The sequence below is a fragment of the Paenibacillus baekrokdamisoli genome, assembly GCF_003945345.1.
Classification (GTDB): domain Bacteria; phylum Bacillota; class Bacilli; order Paenibacillales; family Paenibacillaceae; genus Paenibacillus_Z; species Paenibacillus_Z baekrokdamisoli.
On the sequence record NZ_AP019308.1, the window covers coordinates 5,034,564 to 5,051,082 of the forward strand.

The 16,519-nt window shown below is 47.2% G+C and carries 17 protein-coding genes; all 17 read right to left on the reverse strand.

Going from position 1 to position 16,519, the window contains the following annotated elements:
- Positions 1-124 precede the first annotated feature (124 nt).
- A complete protein-coding gene (locus EKN16_RS22105) occupies positions 125-394 on the reverse strand; it encodes an HPr family phosphocarrier protein (protein ID WP_090583454.1) in 270 nt (89 codons plus the stop codon).
- Between the two features lie 104 nt (positions 395-498).
- Positions 499-1,428 (reverse strand): DNA-binding protein WhiA, encoded by a 930-nt coding sequence (gene whiA, locus EKN16_RS22110; protein ID WP_125662310.1) that lies wholly within the window; start codon positions 1,426-1,428, stop codon positions 499-501.
- A gap of 6 nt (positions 1,429-1,434) precedes the next feature.
- Positions 1,435-2,421 (reverse strand): gluconeogenesis factor YvcK family protein, encoded by a 987-nt coding sequence (locus EKN16_RS22115; RefSeq protein WP_125662313.1) that lies wholly within the window; start codon positions 2,419-2,421, stop codon positions 1,435-1,437.
- 9 nt (positions 2,422-2,430) lie between these two features.
- Positions 2,431-3,318: an RNase adapter RapZ gene (rapZ, locus tag EKN16_RS22120; RefSeq protein ID WP_125662316.1), complete on the reverse strand. Its 888-nt coding sequence runs from the start codon at positions 3,316-3,318 to the stop codon at positions 2,431-2,433.
- A gap of 131 nt (positions 3,319-3,449) precedes the next feature.
- Positions 3,450-4,400, reverse strand: coding sequence for an ROK family glucokinase (locus EKN16_RS22125; protein WP_125662319.1), 951 nt, complete (start codon positions 4,398-4,400; stop codon positions 3,450-3,452).
- Between the two features lie 249 nt (positions 4,401-4,649).
- Positions 4,650-5,597, reverse strand: a complete 948-nt coding sequence (gene trxB / locus EKN16_RS22130; RefSeq protein ID WP_125666529.1) for a thioredoxin-disulfide reductase — start codon at positions 5,595-5,597, stop codon at positions 4,650-4,652.
- A 33-nt stretch (positions 5,598-5,630) separates the two neighbouring features.
- A complete protein-coding gene (locus EKN16_RS22135) occupies positions 5,631-7,373 on the reverse strand; it encodes a tetratricopeptide repeat protein (RefSeq protein ID WP_125662321.1) in 1,743 nt (580 codons plus the stop codon).
- 279 nt (positions 7,374-7,652) lie between these two features.
- On the reverse strand, positions 7,653-8,603 hold the full coding sequence (locus tag EKN16_RS22140; RefSeq protein WP_125666531.1) for a ribose-phosphate diphosphokinase: 951 nt from the start codon (positions 8,601-8,603) through the stop codon (positions 7,653-7,655).
- A 355-nt stretch (positions 8,604-8,958) separates the two neighbouring features.
- Positions 8,959-9,654, reverse strand: coding sequence for a bifunctional phosphoribosyl-AMP cyclohydrolase/phosphoribosyl-ATP diphosphatase HisIE (gene hisIE / locus EKN16_RS22145; RefSeq protein ID WP_125662324.1), 696 nt, complete (start codon positions 9,652-9,654; stop codon positions 8,959-8,961).
- Positions 9,651-10,409, reverse strand: coding sequence for an imidazole glycerol phosphate synthase subunit HisF (gene hisF, locus EKN16_RS22150; RefSeq protein WP_125662327.1), 759 nt, complete (start codon positions 10,407-10,409; stop codon positions 9,651-9,653). The genes hisIE and hisF overlap by 4 nt, the downstream gene beginning before the upstream one ends.
- Before the next feature lie 34 nt (positions 10,410-10,443).
- Positions 10,444-11,064, reverse strand: coding sequence for an imidazole glycerol phosphate synthase subunit HisH (gene hisH, locus EKN16_RS22155; protein ID WP_125662331.1), 621 nt, complete (start codon positions 11,062-11,064; stop codon positions 10,444-10,446).
- Position 11,065: 1 nt separating this feature from the next.
- Positions 11,066-11,665 carry an imidazoleglycerol-phosphate dehydratase HisB gene (hisB, locus tag EKN16_RS22160; protein WP_125662334.1) on the reverse strand — a complete coding sequence of 200 codons (600 nt, stop codon included), beginning with the start codon at positions 11,663-11,665 and terminating at the stop codon, positions 11,066-11,068.
- Positions 11,666-11,825: 160 nt separating this feature from the next.
- Positions 11,826-13,112: a histidinol dehydrogenase gene (hisD, locus tag EKN16_RS22165; RefSeq protein WP_125662337.1), complete on the reverse strand. Its 1,287-nt coding sequence runs from the start codon at positions 13,110-13,112 to the stop codon at positions 11,826-11,828.
- Between the two features lie 63 nt (positions 13,113-13,175).
- Positions 13,176-13,853 carry an ATP phosphoribosyltransferase gene (gene hisG / locus EKN16_RS22170; protein ID WP_125662340.1) on the reverse strand — a complete coding sequence of 226 codons (678 nt, stop codon included), beginning with the start codon at positions 13,851-13,853 and terminating at the stop codon, positions 13,176-13,178.
- Positions 13,853-15,136, reverse strand: a complete 1,284-nt coding sequence (locus EKN16_RS22175; protein WP_125662343.1) for an ATP phosphoribosyltransferase regulatory subunit — start codon at positions 15,134-15,136, stop codon at positions 13,853-13,855. Before EKN16_RS22175 ends, hisG begins: the two co-directional genes overlap by 1 nt.
- Positions 15,137-15,366: 230 nt before the next feature.
- A complete protein-coding gene (locus tag EKN16_RS22180) occupies positions 15,367-15,852 on the reverse strand; it encodes an acyltransferase (RefSeq protein WP_164522947.1) in 486 nt (161 codons plus the stop codon).
- A 6-nt stretch (positions 15,853-15,858) separates the two neighbouring features.
- Entirely contained in the window at positions 15,859-16,515 is a 657-nt protein-coding gene (gene ppaX / locus EKN16_RS22185; protein ID WP_125662346.1) for a pyrophosphatase PpaX, read from the reverse strand.
- Positions 16,516-16,519: the final 4 nt, after the last annotated feature.

Sequence of the window (16,519 nt, forward strand, 5' to 3'; positions counted from 1 at the left end):
TTCTTGTCTACTATAACGTACCAGTTGCTGTAATTGTTGCATGTTAGTATAGGTCCTGAAAAAAGAAAAAACTCCCAACGGGAGCTTCTCTAAATAGGTAACCAGTTAGCGGATATTCTTCCTGTTATTGGTTTTCCAATTCTTCCTTGCTGACCAAATTGACTAAAGCGGTTACAGCTTGGTCGGCATCCGAACCTTCCGCACTGATCGTCACCTCTGTACCTGAACTAATGGCTAAGCTCATAATGCCCATAATCGATTTTGCATTTACTTTTTTATCGTCTTTCTCGACGAACACTTCGGAAGAAAACTTATTTGCTTCCTGAACAAAAAGTGCGGCCGGTCTTGCATGGAGACCCGTTTTCAGTCGAACGACAACCGGATGCCTAGTCATGGAAACCTTACCCCCTATAGGAAATTCAATCGTACGATTGACAGTACAAACTTTATTTTATTCCACTATTATACCACTTTTGTGAGAACTGCACTAGCCTTATGCTAACCGTTCCTCAACTTTTCCGCAAGTTGATCAATTTTTCTTAGCCGATGGTTGACCCCAGACTTGCTAACTTTACCCTTTAGCATCTCACCGACCTCAGTCAAATTCAGATCCGGATTCAAAAGTCGCACCTCTGCGACTTCTCGCAAACGGTCTGGAAGCGTCTCAAGGCCCACTTCGCGCTGAAGCAGTTTTATATTATCGATTTGGCGGACAGCGGCTCCAATCGTCTTATTCAGATTAGCCGTCTCACAGTTTACGATCCGGTTGACGGAATTCCGCATATCGCGCATGATTCGAACATCTTCAAATTTAAACAAAGCCTGATGGGCGCCAATGATACTTAAGAGCTCGATGATCTTCTCGCCCTCTTTCATGTAGAAGATAAAGCCTTTCTTCCTCTCAATGCAGCGGGCGTTCAGGTCGAAGCGATTGGCGAGATCCACAAGGGATTTGCAGTGCTCTTCGTACATCGTCGATATCTCCAAATGATAAGAGGAGCCTTCTGGATTATTAACAGAGCCGCCTGCCAAGAAGGCGCCGCGCAAATAGGAACGTTTGCAGCATGGCTTGCGGATCATATCTTTATCAATGCCCTGATTAAACATAAATCCTTCCGATACAATTCTAAGCTCGCTCAATATTTCCTGCACTTTGGCTGGAATGCGCACAATATAGACATTGTTTTTTTTAAGCCGCATTTTTTTACGAACGAGCAGCTCCGTATGCACATCGAACTGCTTCTTCAGAAGCGTGTAGATTCTCCGAGCAATCGCGGCATTTTCGGTAGAGATATCGAGAATGATTTTGCGGCTGGACACCGAAACAGAACCGTTCATTCGAATAAGGGCAGACAATTCTGCTTTTTCACAGCATACGTCCGCTTCAATGAGCGTCAATTCCTTTTTCGTTTGTCCCGCAAAAGACATTTACCCTCACCTCTTTCGTTCCATCCAGCTTTCTACAAGCTGATAAATATGATGGCTTAATCTCATGGCGTCGTGACGCAGAAACGTCCTAAACAGAACAAGTCGATCTGCTATTACTTTGTATCCGCGCCGAGTCACTTCGTCCAAATCCAAATGAACCGCTTTGGCACCGAGCTCAGCGTATTTCAATTGAACCTGAGGTGGAATTTCACCATCATTTACTATAACATAATCAAACAAGTGATGACCAATATGGTCATGAACCGCCGCAAGATGATCGCTAACGCTATAATTATCCGTTTCACCTGGCTGCGTCATCACGTTGCACACGAACATCTTAACCGCACTGGAATCGACAATACTCTGTGCAAGTTTCGGAACAAGTAGATTGGGAATAATACTCGTATATAAACTACCCGGTCCAATGAGAATAGCATCCGCTTCTTGGATCGCTTGAACGGCCTCATCTAGAGGCTCCACATCTGCGGGCTCAATAAATATACGCTTTATAGGCTGACCGGCCTTCGGAATATTGGATTCTCCTGAAACAATAGTCCCATCCATCATTTCTGCATGAAGGTTAATCGCCTGACCGGCTGCAGGTAGAACTCTCCCACGAACAGCCAGAACACGGCTTAACATCCTCACGCCTGAAACAAAGTCACCGGATATATCCGTCATGGCTGCAAGCATAAGATTACCCAAACTATGCCCCGCGAGTCCAGTACCCGCGTTGAAACGATACTGCAGCATATCCGATAACAGAGGCTCCACATCTGCAAGTGCAATCAAGACGTTACGAATATCACCTGGAGGCGGCATCTGAAGCTCGTTACGAAGAATACCGGAACTTCCACCATCATCCGCAACCGTTACAATTGCTGTAATATCAAGCGGTTTTTCCTTCAGTCCGCGCAGCATAACGGACAACCCTGTACCGCCGCCAATTACGACGATACGAGGCTGCTGCTCACTTCTCCGTTGTTCGCTCATCAGCTAACCTCAATTCCGATCGCGATCAGAATCGCGATGACTCACTCGAACGAACTCTGTATCACTGCTGCCAAGCATCCGGCCCAGATATTCAGCAATCGCGACCGATCGGTGCTTACCACCTGTACAGCCAATGCCGATTACCACTTGGCTTTTTCCCTCTTTCCGATAAAGAGGAATAAGGAATTGCAGCATATCAAGCAGCTTTGAGAGGAAGGTTTGCGTTTCTGGCCATTTCATTACATAATCATAGACATCTGGATCTTGGCCCGTATTTGGGCGCAAGTGGTCTATATAATGTGGATTTGGAAGAAAACGAACATCATAGATCAAATCTGCATCAATAGGAATCCCATATTTGAAGCCAAATGAAGTCACATTTACAGAAATCGTACTCAAATCGGTGTTGGTGAAACGAGACATGATACGTTCTTTAAGCTGACCTGGTTTGAGGCTGCTCGTATCAATAACCTGCGTAGCCCAGCCCTTCAAGTCCTCCAGCATACGTCGCTCCAGCCTAATGCCCTCAAGCGGAAGTCCCTCGGGTGCAAGTGGATGACGACGTCTGCTTTCTTTATAACGCTGAACGAGTACACTATCAGTTGCATCCAAAAAGAGAATTTCATAGCCGATCGTATAGTGATCCTTCATATAATTAAGAGACTCCGACAGCGCAGTAAAGAACTCACGTCCTCTGAGATCAATCACTAGCGCTACTTTACCGATCTTACCGTTCGATTGCTCGATGAGCTCAGCAAACTTCGGAATAAGAACCGGTGGCAAATTATCGACGCAGAAAAAACCGAAATCCTCTAAGCTTTGCACTGCAATCGTTTTACCCGCACCGGACATCCCCGTGATGATGACCAGCTTTGCCATTGCTGTTCCCGCATCCATCGCTTACCCTCCTTACCGACTGTAACCGCATAATCATGCGCTTCGGTTCTTATTAAACATGTCCCCGTAATCACAGAACTATCCGCACCCGGTTATCAGTAACAATCCAAGCTAAAAGCTATAAAAACCAATTATGAACGAATAATTAGGCCGGCTGCACCGACAATACCTGCGTTATTGCCAAGAATAGCGGGCACAATTTCGACGCCTTCTTGCGCAATTTCAGGAGTCATCTTTTGGAATACTTCACGAATCTGCTCGAACAGAAACTCACCAGCCTTGGAGACACCGCCGCCGATAATAAACCGTTGTGGATTCAATACAACAGCTACTGCAGCTAATGATTTACCTAGGTAAAAGGCTGCACGATTGACGATACGAATAGCAACTTCGTCGCCAGCTTTGGCTGCATCGAAGACTTCCTTCGCCATAATATTCGGCTCAAATGATAAGGATGTGCGATCACCGCGCTCTACTGCATCTTTTGCCATTCGGATGATGCCCGTTGCAGAAGAGACAGTTTCCAAACATCCCATTTTGCCACAACCACATTGGATGGCTTCGAGATCAGGTACGATCGACATATGTCCAAGCTCGCCTGCCATACCGCGTGATCCTTCAACAATCCTGCCATTTATAATTACACCGCCGCCTACTCCGGTACCTAGTGTATAGCATACACAGTCTGCAATACCACGACCTGCGCCTGCCCACGCTTCACCAAGTGCTGCGACGTTTGCATCATTATTGACGAGAACTTTCCTTCCCAGCTTTTCTTCCAAAATCGTTTTTAAAGGTACGTTGCGAAAATGTAAATTAGGTGAGAATTTCACGATTCCTTGAGCCATATCAATGAATCCCGCGATTCCAACACCAACACCTTCAACCTGCTCCCACTCAAAGGAGGATTGTTCCACGATCAGTTTTGCATAATCCGCTATATTTTGACATACCGCATCTGAACCATGTTCAACACCCGTCGGTCCTTCATACGTATGCAGCAATTCACCTTCGATGCTACAAATACCTACTTTAATTGCCGTACCGCCGATATCAACACCAATAACGATCTTCTCTGACATGAATGGGCCACCTCGTAATATGAAATTGGGGTGTTTCTGTTCCAACTATAAGCGAACGCTTCTAACTGGTCAAGGGAATAGAGACTTGCTGAACCTAGCTGCGCGTCCTTTATTTCCCCTAGTAATTACTCACTTTATGAATGCTATTACTAGCATAATCGTATTGTTATGGACTGACGCGAAGCGACGCTGCCCAGTACTCTGGACAGCGTCACCACTTGTCAATTACCTTAATCACTCTGCTTGCTGTTATAAAGTTTGACTCCAGTCATGAGTGGGATGACCTTCAATAAATTTCTCACAATCAAGGGCAGCCATACAACCACTGCCTGCTGCTGTAATGGCTTGACGATATTTATGATCCTGCACGTCTCCACAGGCAAATATACCTTCAATGTTCGTTTCCGAAGTTCCTGGCTTCACGATCAAGTAACCCGTTTCATCCGTTTCTAGTTGTCCGCCCAGGAATTTGGTATTCGGTGTATGACCGATCGCTACGAAAATTCCGTTCGTTTCGATGACTTCTTCTAGGCCTGTCTCGTTATTACGAACTTTAAGCCCAGTAACGCCGAGCGGACCCGCTACCACTTCAAGCGGTGTACGGCCAAGCGCCCAAGAGATTTTGCTATTCTCGCGCGCACGATCCTGCATAATTTTTGAAGCGCGCATCTCATCTCGACGATGAACAAGAACGACTTCGGAAGCAAAACGAGTAAGGAAGCTCGCTTCCTCCATAGCAGAGTCTCCTCCACCAACAACGATGATTTTTTTACCACGGAAGAAGAAACCATCACATGTTGCACATGTACTTACGCCACGTCCGATATTCTCACGTTCATTATCAATACCCAGATATTTGGCTGAAGCCCCAGTTGAGATAATAAGCGATTCAGCTTGCAGCTCACCTTGTCCTTCTACCTGTAGTGTAAAGGGACGTTTAGAGGTATCAACTGAATTTACCCAGCCTGTGCGGAACTCAGCGCCAAAGCGTTCTGCTTGTTTGCGCATATTAGCCATTAAATCAGGTCCCATAATGCCCTCTGGAAAACCTGGGAAGTTCTCAACTTCCGTCGTTGTTGTAAGCTGTCCACCTGGCTCTGGACCTTCGATAACAAGTGGGTTCATGTTCGCACGAGCTAAGTAAATGGCAGCTGTTAAGCCGGCAGGACCTGTTCCAATAATAATCGTTTTGTACATAATCGTTAGCTCCTTTACAGTACGTTTTCCCACTTACTCACGATGATCCGCAAGCGCCGGGAAAATCATTTTCATTTTTTCTTTAATTCCACATATCTCGTCAATACGTTTTGCGCATTTACTCACCGTTGCGATCGAAGTCCCATAACGCACGGCTACTTCATGATACGATATAGCGCGTCTATGCATTTTGGCAGTCAAATATTCGAGAGCAGCCGCCCAGCCTTCCACTTTGCCAAGCTTCGGAGCATCCGGGTAGATCCGCGATAGAAACTCAATCCAAAGTGTTAGTAGATCATGCTGCTGCACCAAATCGTAATGCTTATTCATTCGAACTAGCGCAGCTTCAAGGACGGCCTGCCACTTATCTTCCCATACCGGCAGCCGGGATGGCATGCGGCTATGTTCGATAATGGTTTCTTTTCCTTCCAGAATCGCCTTCAACGACTCATGAACACCGATAGAGCGAAGAACAAAGATGGCGATTCTCTTCAGATAATCATCCTCTTGCGGCTCTACGATAAACTCACGAAGCGCATCCTTTACTTCATTATCTGCAATCAAGCCAAGTGCCTGAATTACCTGCAGCTTCGTATGGCGATCTCCGTGACGAAGTGCCCAGAAGAAGGAAGAACGAACAAGTGGATCCCGTTTCATATGATCCGGCAGTGCATCCGTGGACTTCTCCCACAATTTGAACTGTTCCTCAAACGGAAGGTGGTAATGGTAGCTGGTCGGTGCAGGATTATTCCCACTGCGCATAAGCTCCAGCTGTTCCAAATAATAACCGGGAACATTAGATCCGGAATCCATCTTATTGGTCTGCTGCCACATCCGCTGTGCCTCATCATATCTGCCTATATTACAAGCCGCGACCGCTGTATAGTGATACAGACAAGGGTCATCTCGCAAAGTGCTATCTTTAAGCAAACGAACGAAGTGACGATGAGCCTCACCATGTTCCCCTAGAATTCCCATAGTCGTAGCTAATTTAAACACATGCTCCTGATGAAAAGGAACAGTCTTCGCAAGCAAAGCAACAAGAGGCTCCAATTGTTCTTTATCCCCGGAATGCTGATAAAAAATGGCCAAATTGCACAAGGCATGCAGATTCCCTGCTTCAATATCCAGTACTTCATAAATCGCGGTCATCGCTTTATCGAACATACCCATGTAGTAATAGGCCAAGGCCAGATTATTGCGAGCTGCAAGAAATTCACCGTTCTTCTCAACGATACTCTCTAACAGTCTCACCGCTTCTACGAACTTACCTTCTTCAAGCAAGCTACGAGCTTGATCATGCTCGAAGAATCCCTGTCTTGCCTTGATAAAAGCAAGCTTCGTCGGACGCTCCAGCTCGAAGTGAAGAAGCTCCAGCATTTCTTCTGCTTCCTCCAGAAACTGCCCATCGTTATCTTCCTCTAGGTAACGAACGAGCGAATCCTCCGCAGATTCATACTGTTCCATATTGGCAAAATTATTTGCCATATAAAAGTGACATTCCGTCATCTCTGAATCCAGTTCATCTACAATCGATCTTAGAATTCGATTTGATTCTTCATAATTACCCATTTCCGACAAAATGCCGGCCATATTGCAATGGTTGACCGGATTATCCGGTTCGTACTCGGCAGCACGCCGAAAATACTTTAGTGCCTTGTCATAATGATAGCGATCCAGCGAGCGCACGGCTCGCTCGAAGAAGAATGTCGCGTCCCATTGAATTGGTATTACTTTTGTTTTATGACTAGCAGCCGCAATTTTCTTTTCTTTCATCTGCAAGGCACCTCCCCGGTACATCAAAGTTGCTACGATTATACCATAGCACGGTCTATCCATAAACGAAAGAATATGTGGCAAATCGCGGACTTTCTGCGTAAACGGTTGCACGATCCATAACTGGATAGGCGGTTGTTGACGCAACGAAAGCCCGCGATTTCAGGTAAAATGCCATTAATTTCGGCCATATGTTGTTGAAGCGTACAATCTTTCTAGCGCTCCAAGTTTTTATCCTACACAGAATGTGCAGGATATAAAGCTTGCCTGGCAGCAGATTTATACGCCTGCATTTTTGAACAAAGTACTAATCGAGCCGCCTTGCATAATAATACGAGTCGCTTCAGCAAGCATAGGTGCTACCGATAGAACGGTAAAGCGATCCGAGTGCTTCTCAGGAAGCGAGATAGAGTCGGTAACGATTACCTCTTTAATATTCGGATGATCCAATCGCTGAAGGGCCGGACCAGAGAACAACGGGTGTGTAGCACAGACATAAACATCTTCTGCACCGCGCTCTTTAAGACCTTCCACAACATTTACAATCGTCGTGCCTGTATCAATCAAGTCCTCGATAATAATCGGCGTTTGTCCGGTTACATCACCAATAACATGAGTGATAATCGACTCATTGTGCGCTGGACGCTTCTTAATCATGATAGCAAACGGCGAATCTAGGTAATTAGCCAGTTTCTCCGCTGTAGAGGCTCGTCCGGCATCTGGTGAAACGACAACCGGGTTCTTAATATCTTTGGCTTTCAAATAGTCGCTGATCAAATCCAGCGCCGTCAAGTGATCGACAGGAATATTGAAGAAACCTTGGATAGCCGGTGCATGAAGATCAATCGTAATGACGCGGTTCGCGCCGACTGTCGTCAAAACATCCGCAAGCATTTTAGCCGAAATCGGTTCACGCGGAGCAGCTTTACGTTCTTGTCGAGCATACCCGTAATACGGCATGATAATGTTGACGGTTCGTGCAGAAGCACGCTTAGCTGCATCAATCATAACGAGCAATTCGACAAAATGATCGTTAATCGGATGGGAAAACGACTGCACGATGAAGACGTCACAATTTCGGATCGTTTCCTCGTAATGGACATAGATCTCGCCACTTTTGAAACGAGATAATTTAATCTTACCTAGCGGCAGATCCAGTTCTTCACTAATCTGCTGGGCAAGTTTGGGATTCGATGAACCCGAGAAAATACGTAGCTTGTCGCTAAACATGATACCCTCCTGAGCGATTAGAACACTAAAGTTTGCCTTGTTATGGCCGCTTGTTTCGACAACTTTCATTATACATGGATTCATGGATAATTCAAAAAACTTTCCTAAGCCAATTATCGTCATCAACTGGCGCAAATAGCTGGTTTCCGGCGTCTTTCAAGTGCTTACACGAGCTTCGTCCAAATTTTATGTCACCAATACGACACACCCTACTCTGTCATACGTTACTAGCAAGAAGACGTCTCAGTAAATCCATTTGAAATAACTGGAACACCGGATACCATACAGCAGCTAGAGCTGTATAACGTCATGAAACCGAGCACCACATTAGCGGGCTCGGTTCTGGTTTGAGACATTAAGACTGCTTTGATTTGTTGTGGCGGCGTCCAAGCTCCGTCATCAAGTCATCAAGTGGTAGCCCACGTTCACGAAGCAGTACCATCAAGTGGAAGATAAGATCGCTCGCCTCGCAGCGAAGCTCATCGTTATCTTGATTTTTAGCTGCAATGATGACTTCTGCTGATTCTTCGCCAACCTTTTTAAGAATTTTGTCGACACCCTTCTCGAATAAATAAGTGGTGTAGGCACCTTCTGGACGTTCTGCGTAACGCTGAGCGATAACAGCCTCCAGCTGGTTCAGCATCGCGAATCGATCACTGGAAAGTGTGGTACTCGCAGCGCTATTGTCGTTTGCTGCTGCGCCTGTAATTCCCTCAATTTGGTTAGAGAAACAGCTGTATGAGCCTGTGTGGCAAGCTACTCCAGTCTGTTCTGCACGAACGAGCAGTGTATCACCATCGCAGTCGTAATGCATGGAAACAATACGCTGGATGTGACCACTTGTTGCTCCTTTATGCCATAGCTCATTGCGCGAGCGGCTCCAGAACCATGTTTCACCCGTTTCTACTGATTTCGCAAGTGAATCTTGATTCATATAAGCCATCATCAGTACTTCCTTGCTAATTGCATCCTGAACAATGACAGGAACTAAACCTGCCTCATTCCATTTAATATCCGTGATCACTGTTTCCAAAATTTTGCTTGAGCTCATCGTATTTCGATTCCTTTCTGCCGCAGGTCTTCTTTCACGTCGCGGATCGTCAATTCTTTATAATGAAAAATCGTTGCTGCAAGTCCAGCGTCCGCATGTCCTTGCTCGAATACATCGTAAAAGTGCTCAACCTTACCAGCACCGCCTGATGCTATGACAGGTATGCCAAGCGCATCCGACACCGCTTTTGTCAGCTTAAGATCAAACCCATCCTTCGTTCCATCCGCATCCATGCTCGTAAGCAATATTTCTCCCGCTCCAAGCTGCTCTACTTCCTTCGCCCAAGCCAGTGCTTTCATGCCAGTCGCATTACGGCCCCCGTGAGTGAAGACTTCCCATTCGCCCCATGCCGGGTTGAATTTCGCGTCAATGGCTACGACAATACATTGTGAGCCGAACTTCCGTGCGCCATCTTTGACTAATGTAGGATTCTTAACGGCTGCGGTGTTAATGCCGATTTTGTCTGCACCAGCTCGCAGCAGCCGCTTCATATCATCTACATGCGAGATGCCCCCGCCAACTGTGAATGGAATCGTAATCTCTCCAGCTGTCCGTTTGACGACTTCAACCATCGTAGCACGACCTTCGATCGATGCCGATATATCAAGGAATACTAGTTCGTCTGCGCCTTCTTTATCATAAATAGCCGCAAGTTCGACAGGATCGCCTGCATCACGCAAATTGACGAAATTGACACCTTTCACAACTCGTCCATCCTTGACATCGAGACAAGGGATAATCCGTTTGGCTAGCATAGGGATGCCGCCCTCCTTCTACACAACTTTCTTACTACCTTGCGACGTCGCGAGCATTGGCAAGTGCCAAGAAATTACCTAACAGACTCATGCCAAGATCGCCGCTCTTCTCTGGATGGAACTGCATCCCATAGATGTTACCTCGACCTACAATCGCAGTAACTTGCTGATGGTAATCCGATGTAGAGAGCAGATCCTCCTTGCGCTCAGGCTTCGCATGAAAGGAATGGACAAAATAGACATGGCCTTCCTCGAGCCCTTTAAACAAAGGACTTTCCTGCAAAAAAGAGAGCTTATTCCAGCCCATATGAGGGACCTTATAATCACCTTTGAATCGGACGACTGTTCCAGGGAGAAGGCCTAGGCCTTGATGAGAGCCATATTCTTCGCTCTCGCTGAATAGCAGCTGCATCCCCAAGCAAATGCCCAGCAGCGGCTTTCCAGAGGCCGCATAATACTTCGTAACCTCTTCGAGTCCGGTGTTTTTCAAATTTTGCATCGCGTCGCCAAAAGCACCAACACCTGGCAAAATCGCACCGTCCGCCTCCATGATTTCTTTGGCATCTGCTGTTACGATTGCTTCGTAGCCTAGCCGTTCCACGGCCTTGCTAACGCTGTGGAGATTACCCATGCCATAGTCGATGATCGCGATCATCTTACAGCACTCCCTTCGTGGAAGGTACTCCTTGTACGCGCGGATCGATACTTGTCGCCTCATCTAGAGCGCGACCAAGTGCCTTGAATACCGCTTCAATCATATGATGGGTATTCACGCCGTAATGAACGATGACATGAAGCGTAATCCGAGCTTCTAGCGCAAGCTTCCAAAGAAATTCATGAACAAGCTCCGTCGAGAAGCTGCCCACCTGTGAGGAAGGATATTGCGCACGATACTCAAAATGCGGACGGTTACTAACATCAATAATAACCTGTGCTAGCGCTTCATCCATCGGAACAAATACAGAGGCATAACGCTTAATACCACGTTTATCGCCAAGTGCTTCTCGAATCGTTTGTCCCAGACAAATTCCGATGTCCTCGACCGTATGATGATCATCAATATCGACATCCCCGCGTGCTTCAACCGTCAGGTCGAATTGTCCGTGCTTCGCAAATAAATCCAACATATGATTCAGGAAAGGCACATCTGTCTCAATCTTCGCGCTGCCCGTACCATCGATGGCAAAAGCCAGCTTAATATCCGTTTCGTTCGTTTTGCGCGCCACTTCAGCTGCGCGATTAACGTGATCTGCCATGGTAACCCTTCTTTCCATAAAAATAATATCACCCGCAAGCAAGTCATTTCTGACGTGCTTGCTATTTATTTCTAGCCTCTAGCAAAGCTGCTCAGCTTCTAGAAGCTCCAATCTGCTGCTACTCTGCTTCTAGAAGCTTGCATCTGCTGCTATGATGCTTTTATTCCCGTTCTTGTTCCAGCCGGATCTCAATAGCGCGAGCATGCGCCTCAAGCCCTTCGTGGCGGGCAAGCGTCATTATTTTATCCCCGTTCGAGAATAAAGCTTCTTTGCTGTAGTAGATTAGACTCGATTTCTTCACGAAATCATCTACATTTACAGGCGATGAGAAGCGAGCCGTTCCATTCGTCGGCAGAATATGATTAGGACCGGCAAAATAATCACCTACCGGTTCTGAGCTGTAGGGGCCCACGAAGATGGCTCCAGCATTCTCAATTCGGCCAAGCATTGCCATTGGTTCTGCCACCATAATCTCGAGATGCTCTGGCGCCATTCGATTAATAACCGCTATGGCTTCCGCTGTCGACTGGGCAATCAAGACGGCTCCATAGTTATCGATAGATTGCCGAGCAATCGTCTCCCTAGGAAGCGTTGCTAGCTGTCGCTGTACTTCAGCGGAGACAGCCTCAGCCAGCTTCGTTGACGTCGTTACCAGAATAGCAGAAGCCATCTCATCATGCTCTGCTTGAGATAGAAGATCAGCAGCTATATAAGAAGGGTTAGCTGTCTCGTCCGCTAGAACAACGATTTCACTCGGTCCAGCGATGCTATCGATATCAACCGCACCAAAAACTAACCGTTTAGCTAACGCTACATAAATATTGCCGGGACCGCAGATTTTGTCTACCGGTGGAATGGATACTGTGCCATAAGCAAGCGCGGCAACAGCCTGTGCGCCTCCGACACGGTACATTTCCTTCACTCCCGCCTCAGCTGCAGCGACAAGAATGTAGGGATCAATCCCTGACTTGCCGCCTGTTGCAGGCGGTGTAACCATGACGATCTCTGGCACACCCGCTACTTGTGCAGGAATAACGTTCATCAGCACGGATGATGGATAAGCCGCTTTACCTCCTGGTACATACACGCCAACCCGCTTCAAAGGCCGAAGCAGCTGGCCCAGCATCGTTCCGTCAGGCTGAACATCTACCCAGGATTGGCGAAGCTGCTTCTCGTGAAACTTACGAATGTTCACGGCTGCTTCTCGAATGGCCGTCAAGAATGCATCGTCCACCTTCTCGTACGCAGCCTGAATCTCGGCATCAGTCACGCGCAGTGAAGCGGCGTCCAGCTTCATGCGGTCATGCTGCTCCGTATAGCGCAGCAATGCCGAGTCTCCCTCCGTACGGACCGCTTCAACGATCTGCCGGACCGCTTCATTTTGCTCCGGTGTCCCGTACTCTACCTCGCGGGTCAAACCAAACTCCTCCGCACGCAGCATTCGCATGCGCCTCGCCACCTTTCCTTCGCGCTGTACTCGTTATAATACGTCGCTATATTTCATACCTTGCTATACACTCGCTTTGGCAGCAATCGCATGCTGAAGCTTGTCACACAAGCTTTGAATCTCTTCGTTCTTCATCCGGTAGCTAACACGGTTGGCAATCAGCCGACTCGTAATACCGAAGATAGTCTCCATCTCTACGAGTCCGTTCTCACGCAATGTTTGACCGGTTTCAACCATATCCACTATACGATCGGCTAGACCAATAAGCGGCGCCAGTTCAATCGAGCCATTCAGCTTAATAACCTCTACCTGCTGCCCCAGCTCACGGAAATATTGTGAGGCCACACTCGGATATTTGGTCGCTACACGAGGATTAATAGCTGGCTTCCAGTCCGGCATCCCAATAACGGACATGCGGCATTTGGCGATACCTAGATCGAGGAGCTCATAGACATCCTTGTTCTCTTCCATAAGTACATCCTTGCCCACGATGCCGATATCCGCTACCCCATATTCAACATAAGTAGGCACATCAACCGGCTTAGCCATAATAAAAGACATGCCTACTTCCGGCAGTTCAATAATCAACTTGCGCGTATCATCAAAGTCAGTTGGAATCGGAACGCCTGCTTCACGAAACAGCTTCGATGCCACTTTGTAAATACGTCCCTTCGGCATAGCTACCTTCAGCAGCTCGCGACCAGACTGGTCCGGAGCATATAAACCGTTATCCAAGCTCATTACGCCGAACCTCCCTGTTCATGATGATTGGCGAAGAAAGTCAATAGTTTCGTAAAAGGTACCCCTTTATAAACAACAACTTTCCCCTTATCACCAGTCTCTCGCGCAATTACAACATCATTGGTAATAGCCGCAACCGCTGCACGTAGAACCCTGCGCTGCGCTTCTGTATCCATTTTCTCTGTTACGATTACAGCCGTTTCACTTACACGGAGCCGCTGTGCTTCTGCTAATGCCTCTGCACGGCCGCTGGCATCATAACCAATAAGAATCCGCTCGCGCTCAGGCTTATCACCCTCACCATCACCAATAAGCTCCAAGATACGTGTCGTCTTAATTGCAAAGCCTGTAGCAGGTGCTGGGCGGCCAAATTGCTTCAACAAATTATCATAGCGCCCGCCACTTGCAACTGGGAAGCCTAGATCGGCTGCGTAGCCTTCGAAAGTCATTCCCGTATAATATTTAAAGTCACCGATCATGGTTAGGTCGATCATCACATGCTCACATACACCGTAAGCCGTCAGCACATCCCACATCTCGCATAAATGGCGAATCGATGCCTGAGCGGTTTCGTCCTTGCTAAGCTGAAGCGCCTGGTCACAGATCTCCTGCCCGCCGCGCAGCCTAAGAATGCCTTCAAGCTCACGCTGAACGGGTTCTGAAAGGGATAGCTCACGCAGCTTTTCCCGATAGCCGACATAGTCTCGGCCAAGTAAGCAGCCCTTAAGCTCCTCTTGCGCTTCCGCGCGTCCTTCCAACGTTTCCCCGAATAGGCCATTCAAGAAGCCCACATGACCAATCGCAATCTTGAAGCGCTTAACGCCAGCCGCTTTCAGTGAAGCAATTGCCAAAGCTACAACCTCAGCATCTGCTTCAGCCGAAGCATCTCCTACAAGCTCAACGCCCGTTTGAAAAAATTCCGCCTCGCGTCCTGCTTCCTCTTCAATCGCGCGAAAGATATTCGAGTGATAAGAAAGCCGTATCGGGAATTCCGATTCTTGAAGCAGCGAAGATACAACACGCGCTATCGGCGCAGTCATATCAGAGCGAAGTACTAGCGTTGTACCCCGATTATTCAGCAATTTAAACAGCTTCTGATCCGACGTGGAGCTCGCCACGCCTACCGTATCGTAATACTCCATTGTAGGGGTCATAATTTGTTCATAGCCCCAAGAAGCCATACAATTAAGCACTTGATTCTCAATTTGACGCAGCTTCGTGACTGCGTGTGGCAAATAATCTTTCAAACCAATCGGTTTTTCGAATACTTTAGGTTTCGACATTATCATTTCACCTACACACTTTAGTTTGTTAACGTGTTACCATGTTACCATACTGCCAAAATAAAGGATTAGTCGTAATAATACCATGCGTATCTCTATTCGTCAATCCAATATATCGCTTTTTACTACTACTTCTACCCCTACCATGATCCTGCACCATTAAGCCTTCTATCGACCTAAATAAAAAGGGGAGGCCCCTTCCTCCGATACGCTGGAGTGGGCCTCCTTCTTCACTTCTTACGAATGATTTCCTTAATCGGGTTGCCACCAACAAATGCCCCTGCCGGAACATCCTTATGTACAATAGATCCTGCCGCAACGATCGCGCCATCCCCAATCGTCACACCAGGTAAAATGGTCGTATTCGCTCCAATCATCACATTCGCACCTATACGAACATCCCCTAGGCGATATTCATGAATTAAATACTCATGCGTCAGGATCGTCGTGTTATATCCAATGATAGAGTTATCCCCTACTTCAATACGCTCTGGGAAAAAAACATCTACCATGACCATAAGTGCAAACGCAGAATGAAACCCTACCTTCATCCCAAGAACGTGTCGGTAAATCCAATTTTTCACTGGCAAGGAAGGGCAATAGCGAGTCACTTGTATGAAAATAAAGTTTCGAACCGCCTTAAACCGACTTACCGTTCGATACATTTGCCAAAGAGCGTTAGGCCCTTCGACTGGATATCGCTCCACATTCCTCAAGCGTCCCTACTCCAATCCGACAATGGCGTACAAATCACGCATATCGTGAATAATATGACGCGCTCCACTCTCCCGAAGCTTTGCCTCACCCTTTAGCGACCAAGCAACTCCCACCGAGATTACACCTGCGGCTTCGGCAGACTCAATATCAACACCACTATCACCCACCATCAAGGTAGCTGCTGGATTAGCGCCTAGAGCATCAACGGCCTTCTGGACTGGTTCAGGATGAGGCTTCGCATGCGCAACATCTTCGATCGTCACAATAGCATTTGGCACGATATACTCGTACAAGCCCACATATCGCAGGCCGCGTTCTGTGGTCAGCCTCATTTTGGTCGTAACTATACCCAGTTGGATGCCCTCTGCTTGAAGTCTCGCCATAACCTCCTGTACATAAGGGAAGGCTTTCACATAATCATCATGAAGACGCAAATTTATTTCACGATACGCTGCAACGAGTTCCGTAACATCCTCTATACCTGAGAATAGCTGCATTTGGTCCGTCAGAGGCAGCCCCATGCTCGGAATGATATGCTCTCTTCCAAAATCCGAGGGGACTATACCCTTCAGCGCATGCATAAAGGATTGAATGATAAGCTCATTAGTGTCCATAATCGTGCCATCCAAATCAAACAGTACGGTTCTAATCTTCGTTGTCATCTTG

What these genes read in the sequence shown, in the direction of transcription:
- hisF (WP_125662327.1), bottom strand. Translation starts at nt 10,409, where the DNA reads ATGCTAGCCAAACGGATTATCCCTTGTCTCGATGTCAAGGATGGACGA.
- EKN16_RS22105 (WP_090583454.1), bottom strand. Translation starts at nt 394, where the DNA reads ATGACTAGGCATCCGGTTGTCGTTCGACTGAAAACGGGTCTCCATGCA.
- EKN16_RS22115 (WP_125662313.1), bottom strand. Translation starts at nt 2,421, where the DNA reads ATGAGCGAACAACGGAGAAGTGAGCAGCAGCCTCGTATCGTCGTAATT.
- ppaX (WP_125662346.1), bottom strand. Translation starts at nt 16,515, where the DNA reads ATGACAACGAAGATTAGAACCGTACTGTTTGATTTGGATGGCACGATT.
- whiA (WP_125662310.1), bottom strand. Translation starts at nt 1,428, where the DNA reads ATGTCTTTTGCGGGACAAACGAAAAAGGAATTGACGCTCATTGAAGCG.
- EKN16_RS22125 (WP_125662319.1), bottom strand. Translation starts at nt 4,400, where the DNA reads ATGTCAGAGAAGATCGTTATTGGTGTTGATATCGGCGGTACGGCAATT.
- hisB (WP_125662334.1), bottom strand. Translation starts at nt 11,665, where the DNA reads ATGGCAGATCACGTTAATCGCGCAGCTGAAGTGGCGCGCAAAACGAAC.
- hisG (WP_125662340.1), bottom strand. Translation starts at nt 13,853, where the DNA reads ATGAGCTTGGATAACGGTTTATATGCTCCGGACCAGTCTGGTCGCGAG.
- trxB (WP_125666529.1), bottom strand. Translation starts at nt 5,597, where the DNA reads ATGTACAAAACGATTATTATTGGAACAGGTCCTGCCGGCTTAACAGCT.
- hisIE (WP_125662324.1), bottom strand. Translation starts at nt 9,654, where the DNA reads ATGAGCTCAAGCAAAATTTTGGAAACAGTGATCACGGATATTAAATGG.
- hisD (WP_125662337.1), bottom strand. Translation starts at nt 13,112, where the DNA reads ATGCGAATGCTGCGTGCGGAGGAGTTTGGTTTGACCCGCGAGGTAGAG.
- EKN16_RS22140 (WP_125666531.1), bottom strand. Translation starts at nt 8,603, where the DNA reads ATGTTTAGCGACAAGCTACGTATTTTCTCGGGTTCATCGAATCCCAAA.
- EKN16_RS22175 (WP_125662343.1), bottom strand. Translation starts at nt 15,136, where the DNA reads ATGTCGAAACCTAAAGTATTCGAAAAACCGATTGGTTTGAAAGATTAT.
- hisH (WP_125662331.1), bottom strand. Translation starts at nt 11,064, where the DNA reads ATGATCGCGATCATCGACTATGGCATGGGTAATCTCCACAGCGTTAGC.
- rapZ (WP_125662316.1), bottom strand. Translation starts at nt 3,318, where the DNA reads ATGGATGCGGGAACAGCAATGGCAAAGCTGGTCATCATCACGGGGATG.
- EKN16_RS22135 (WP_125662321.1), bottom strand. Translation starts at nt 7,373, where the DNA reads ATGAAAGAAAAGAAAATTGCGGCTGCTAGTCATAAAACAAAAGTAATA.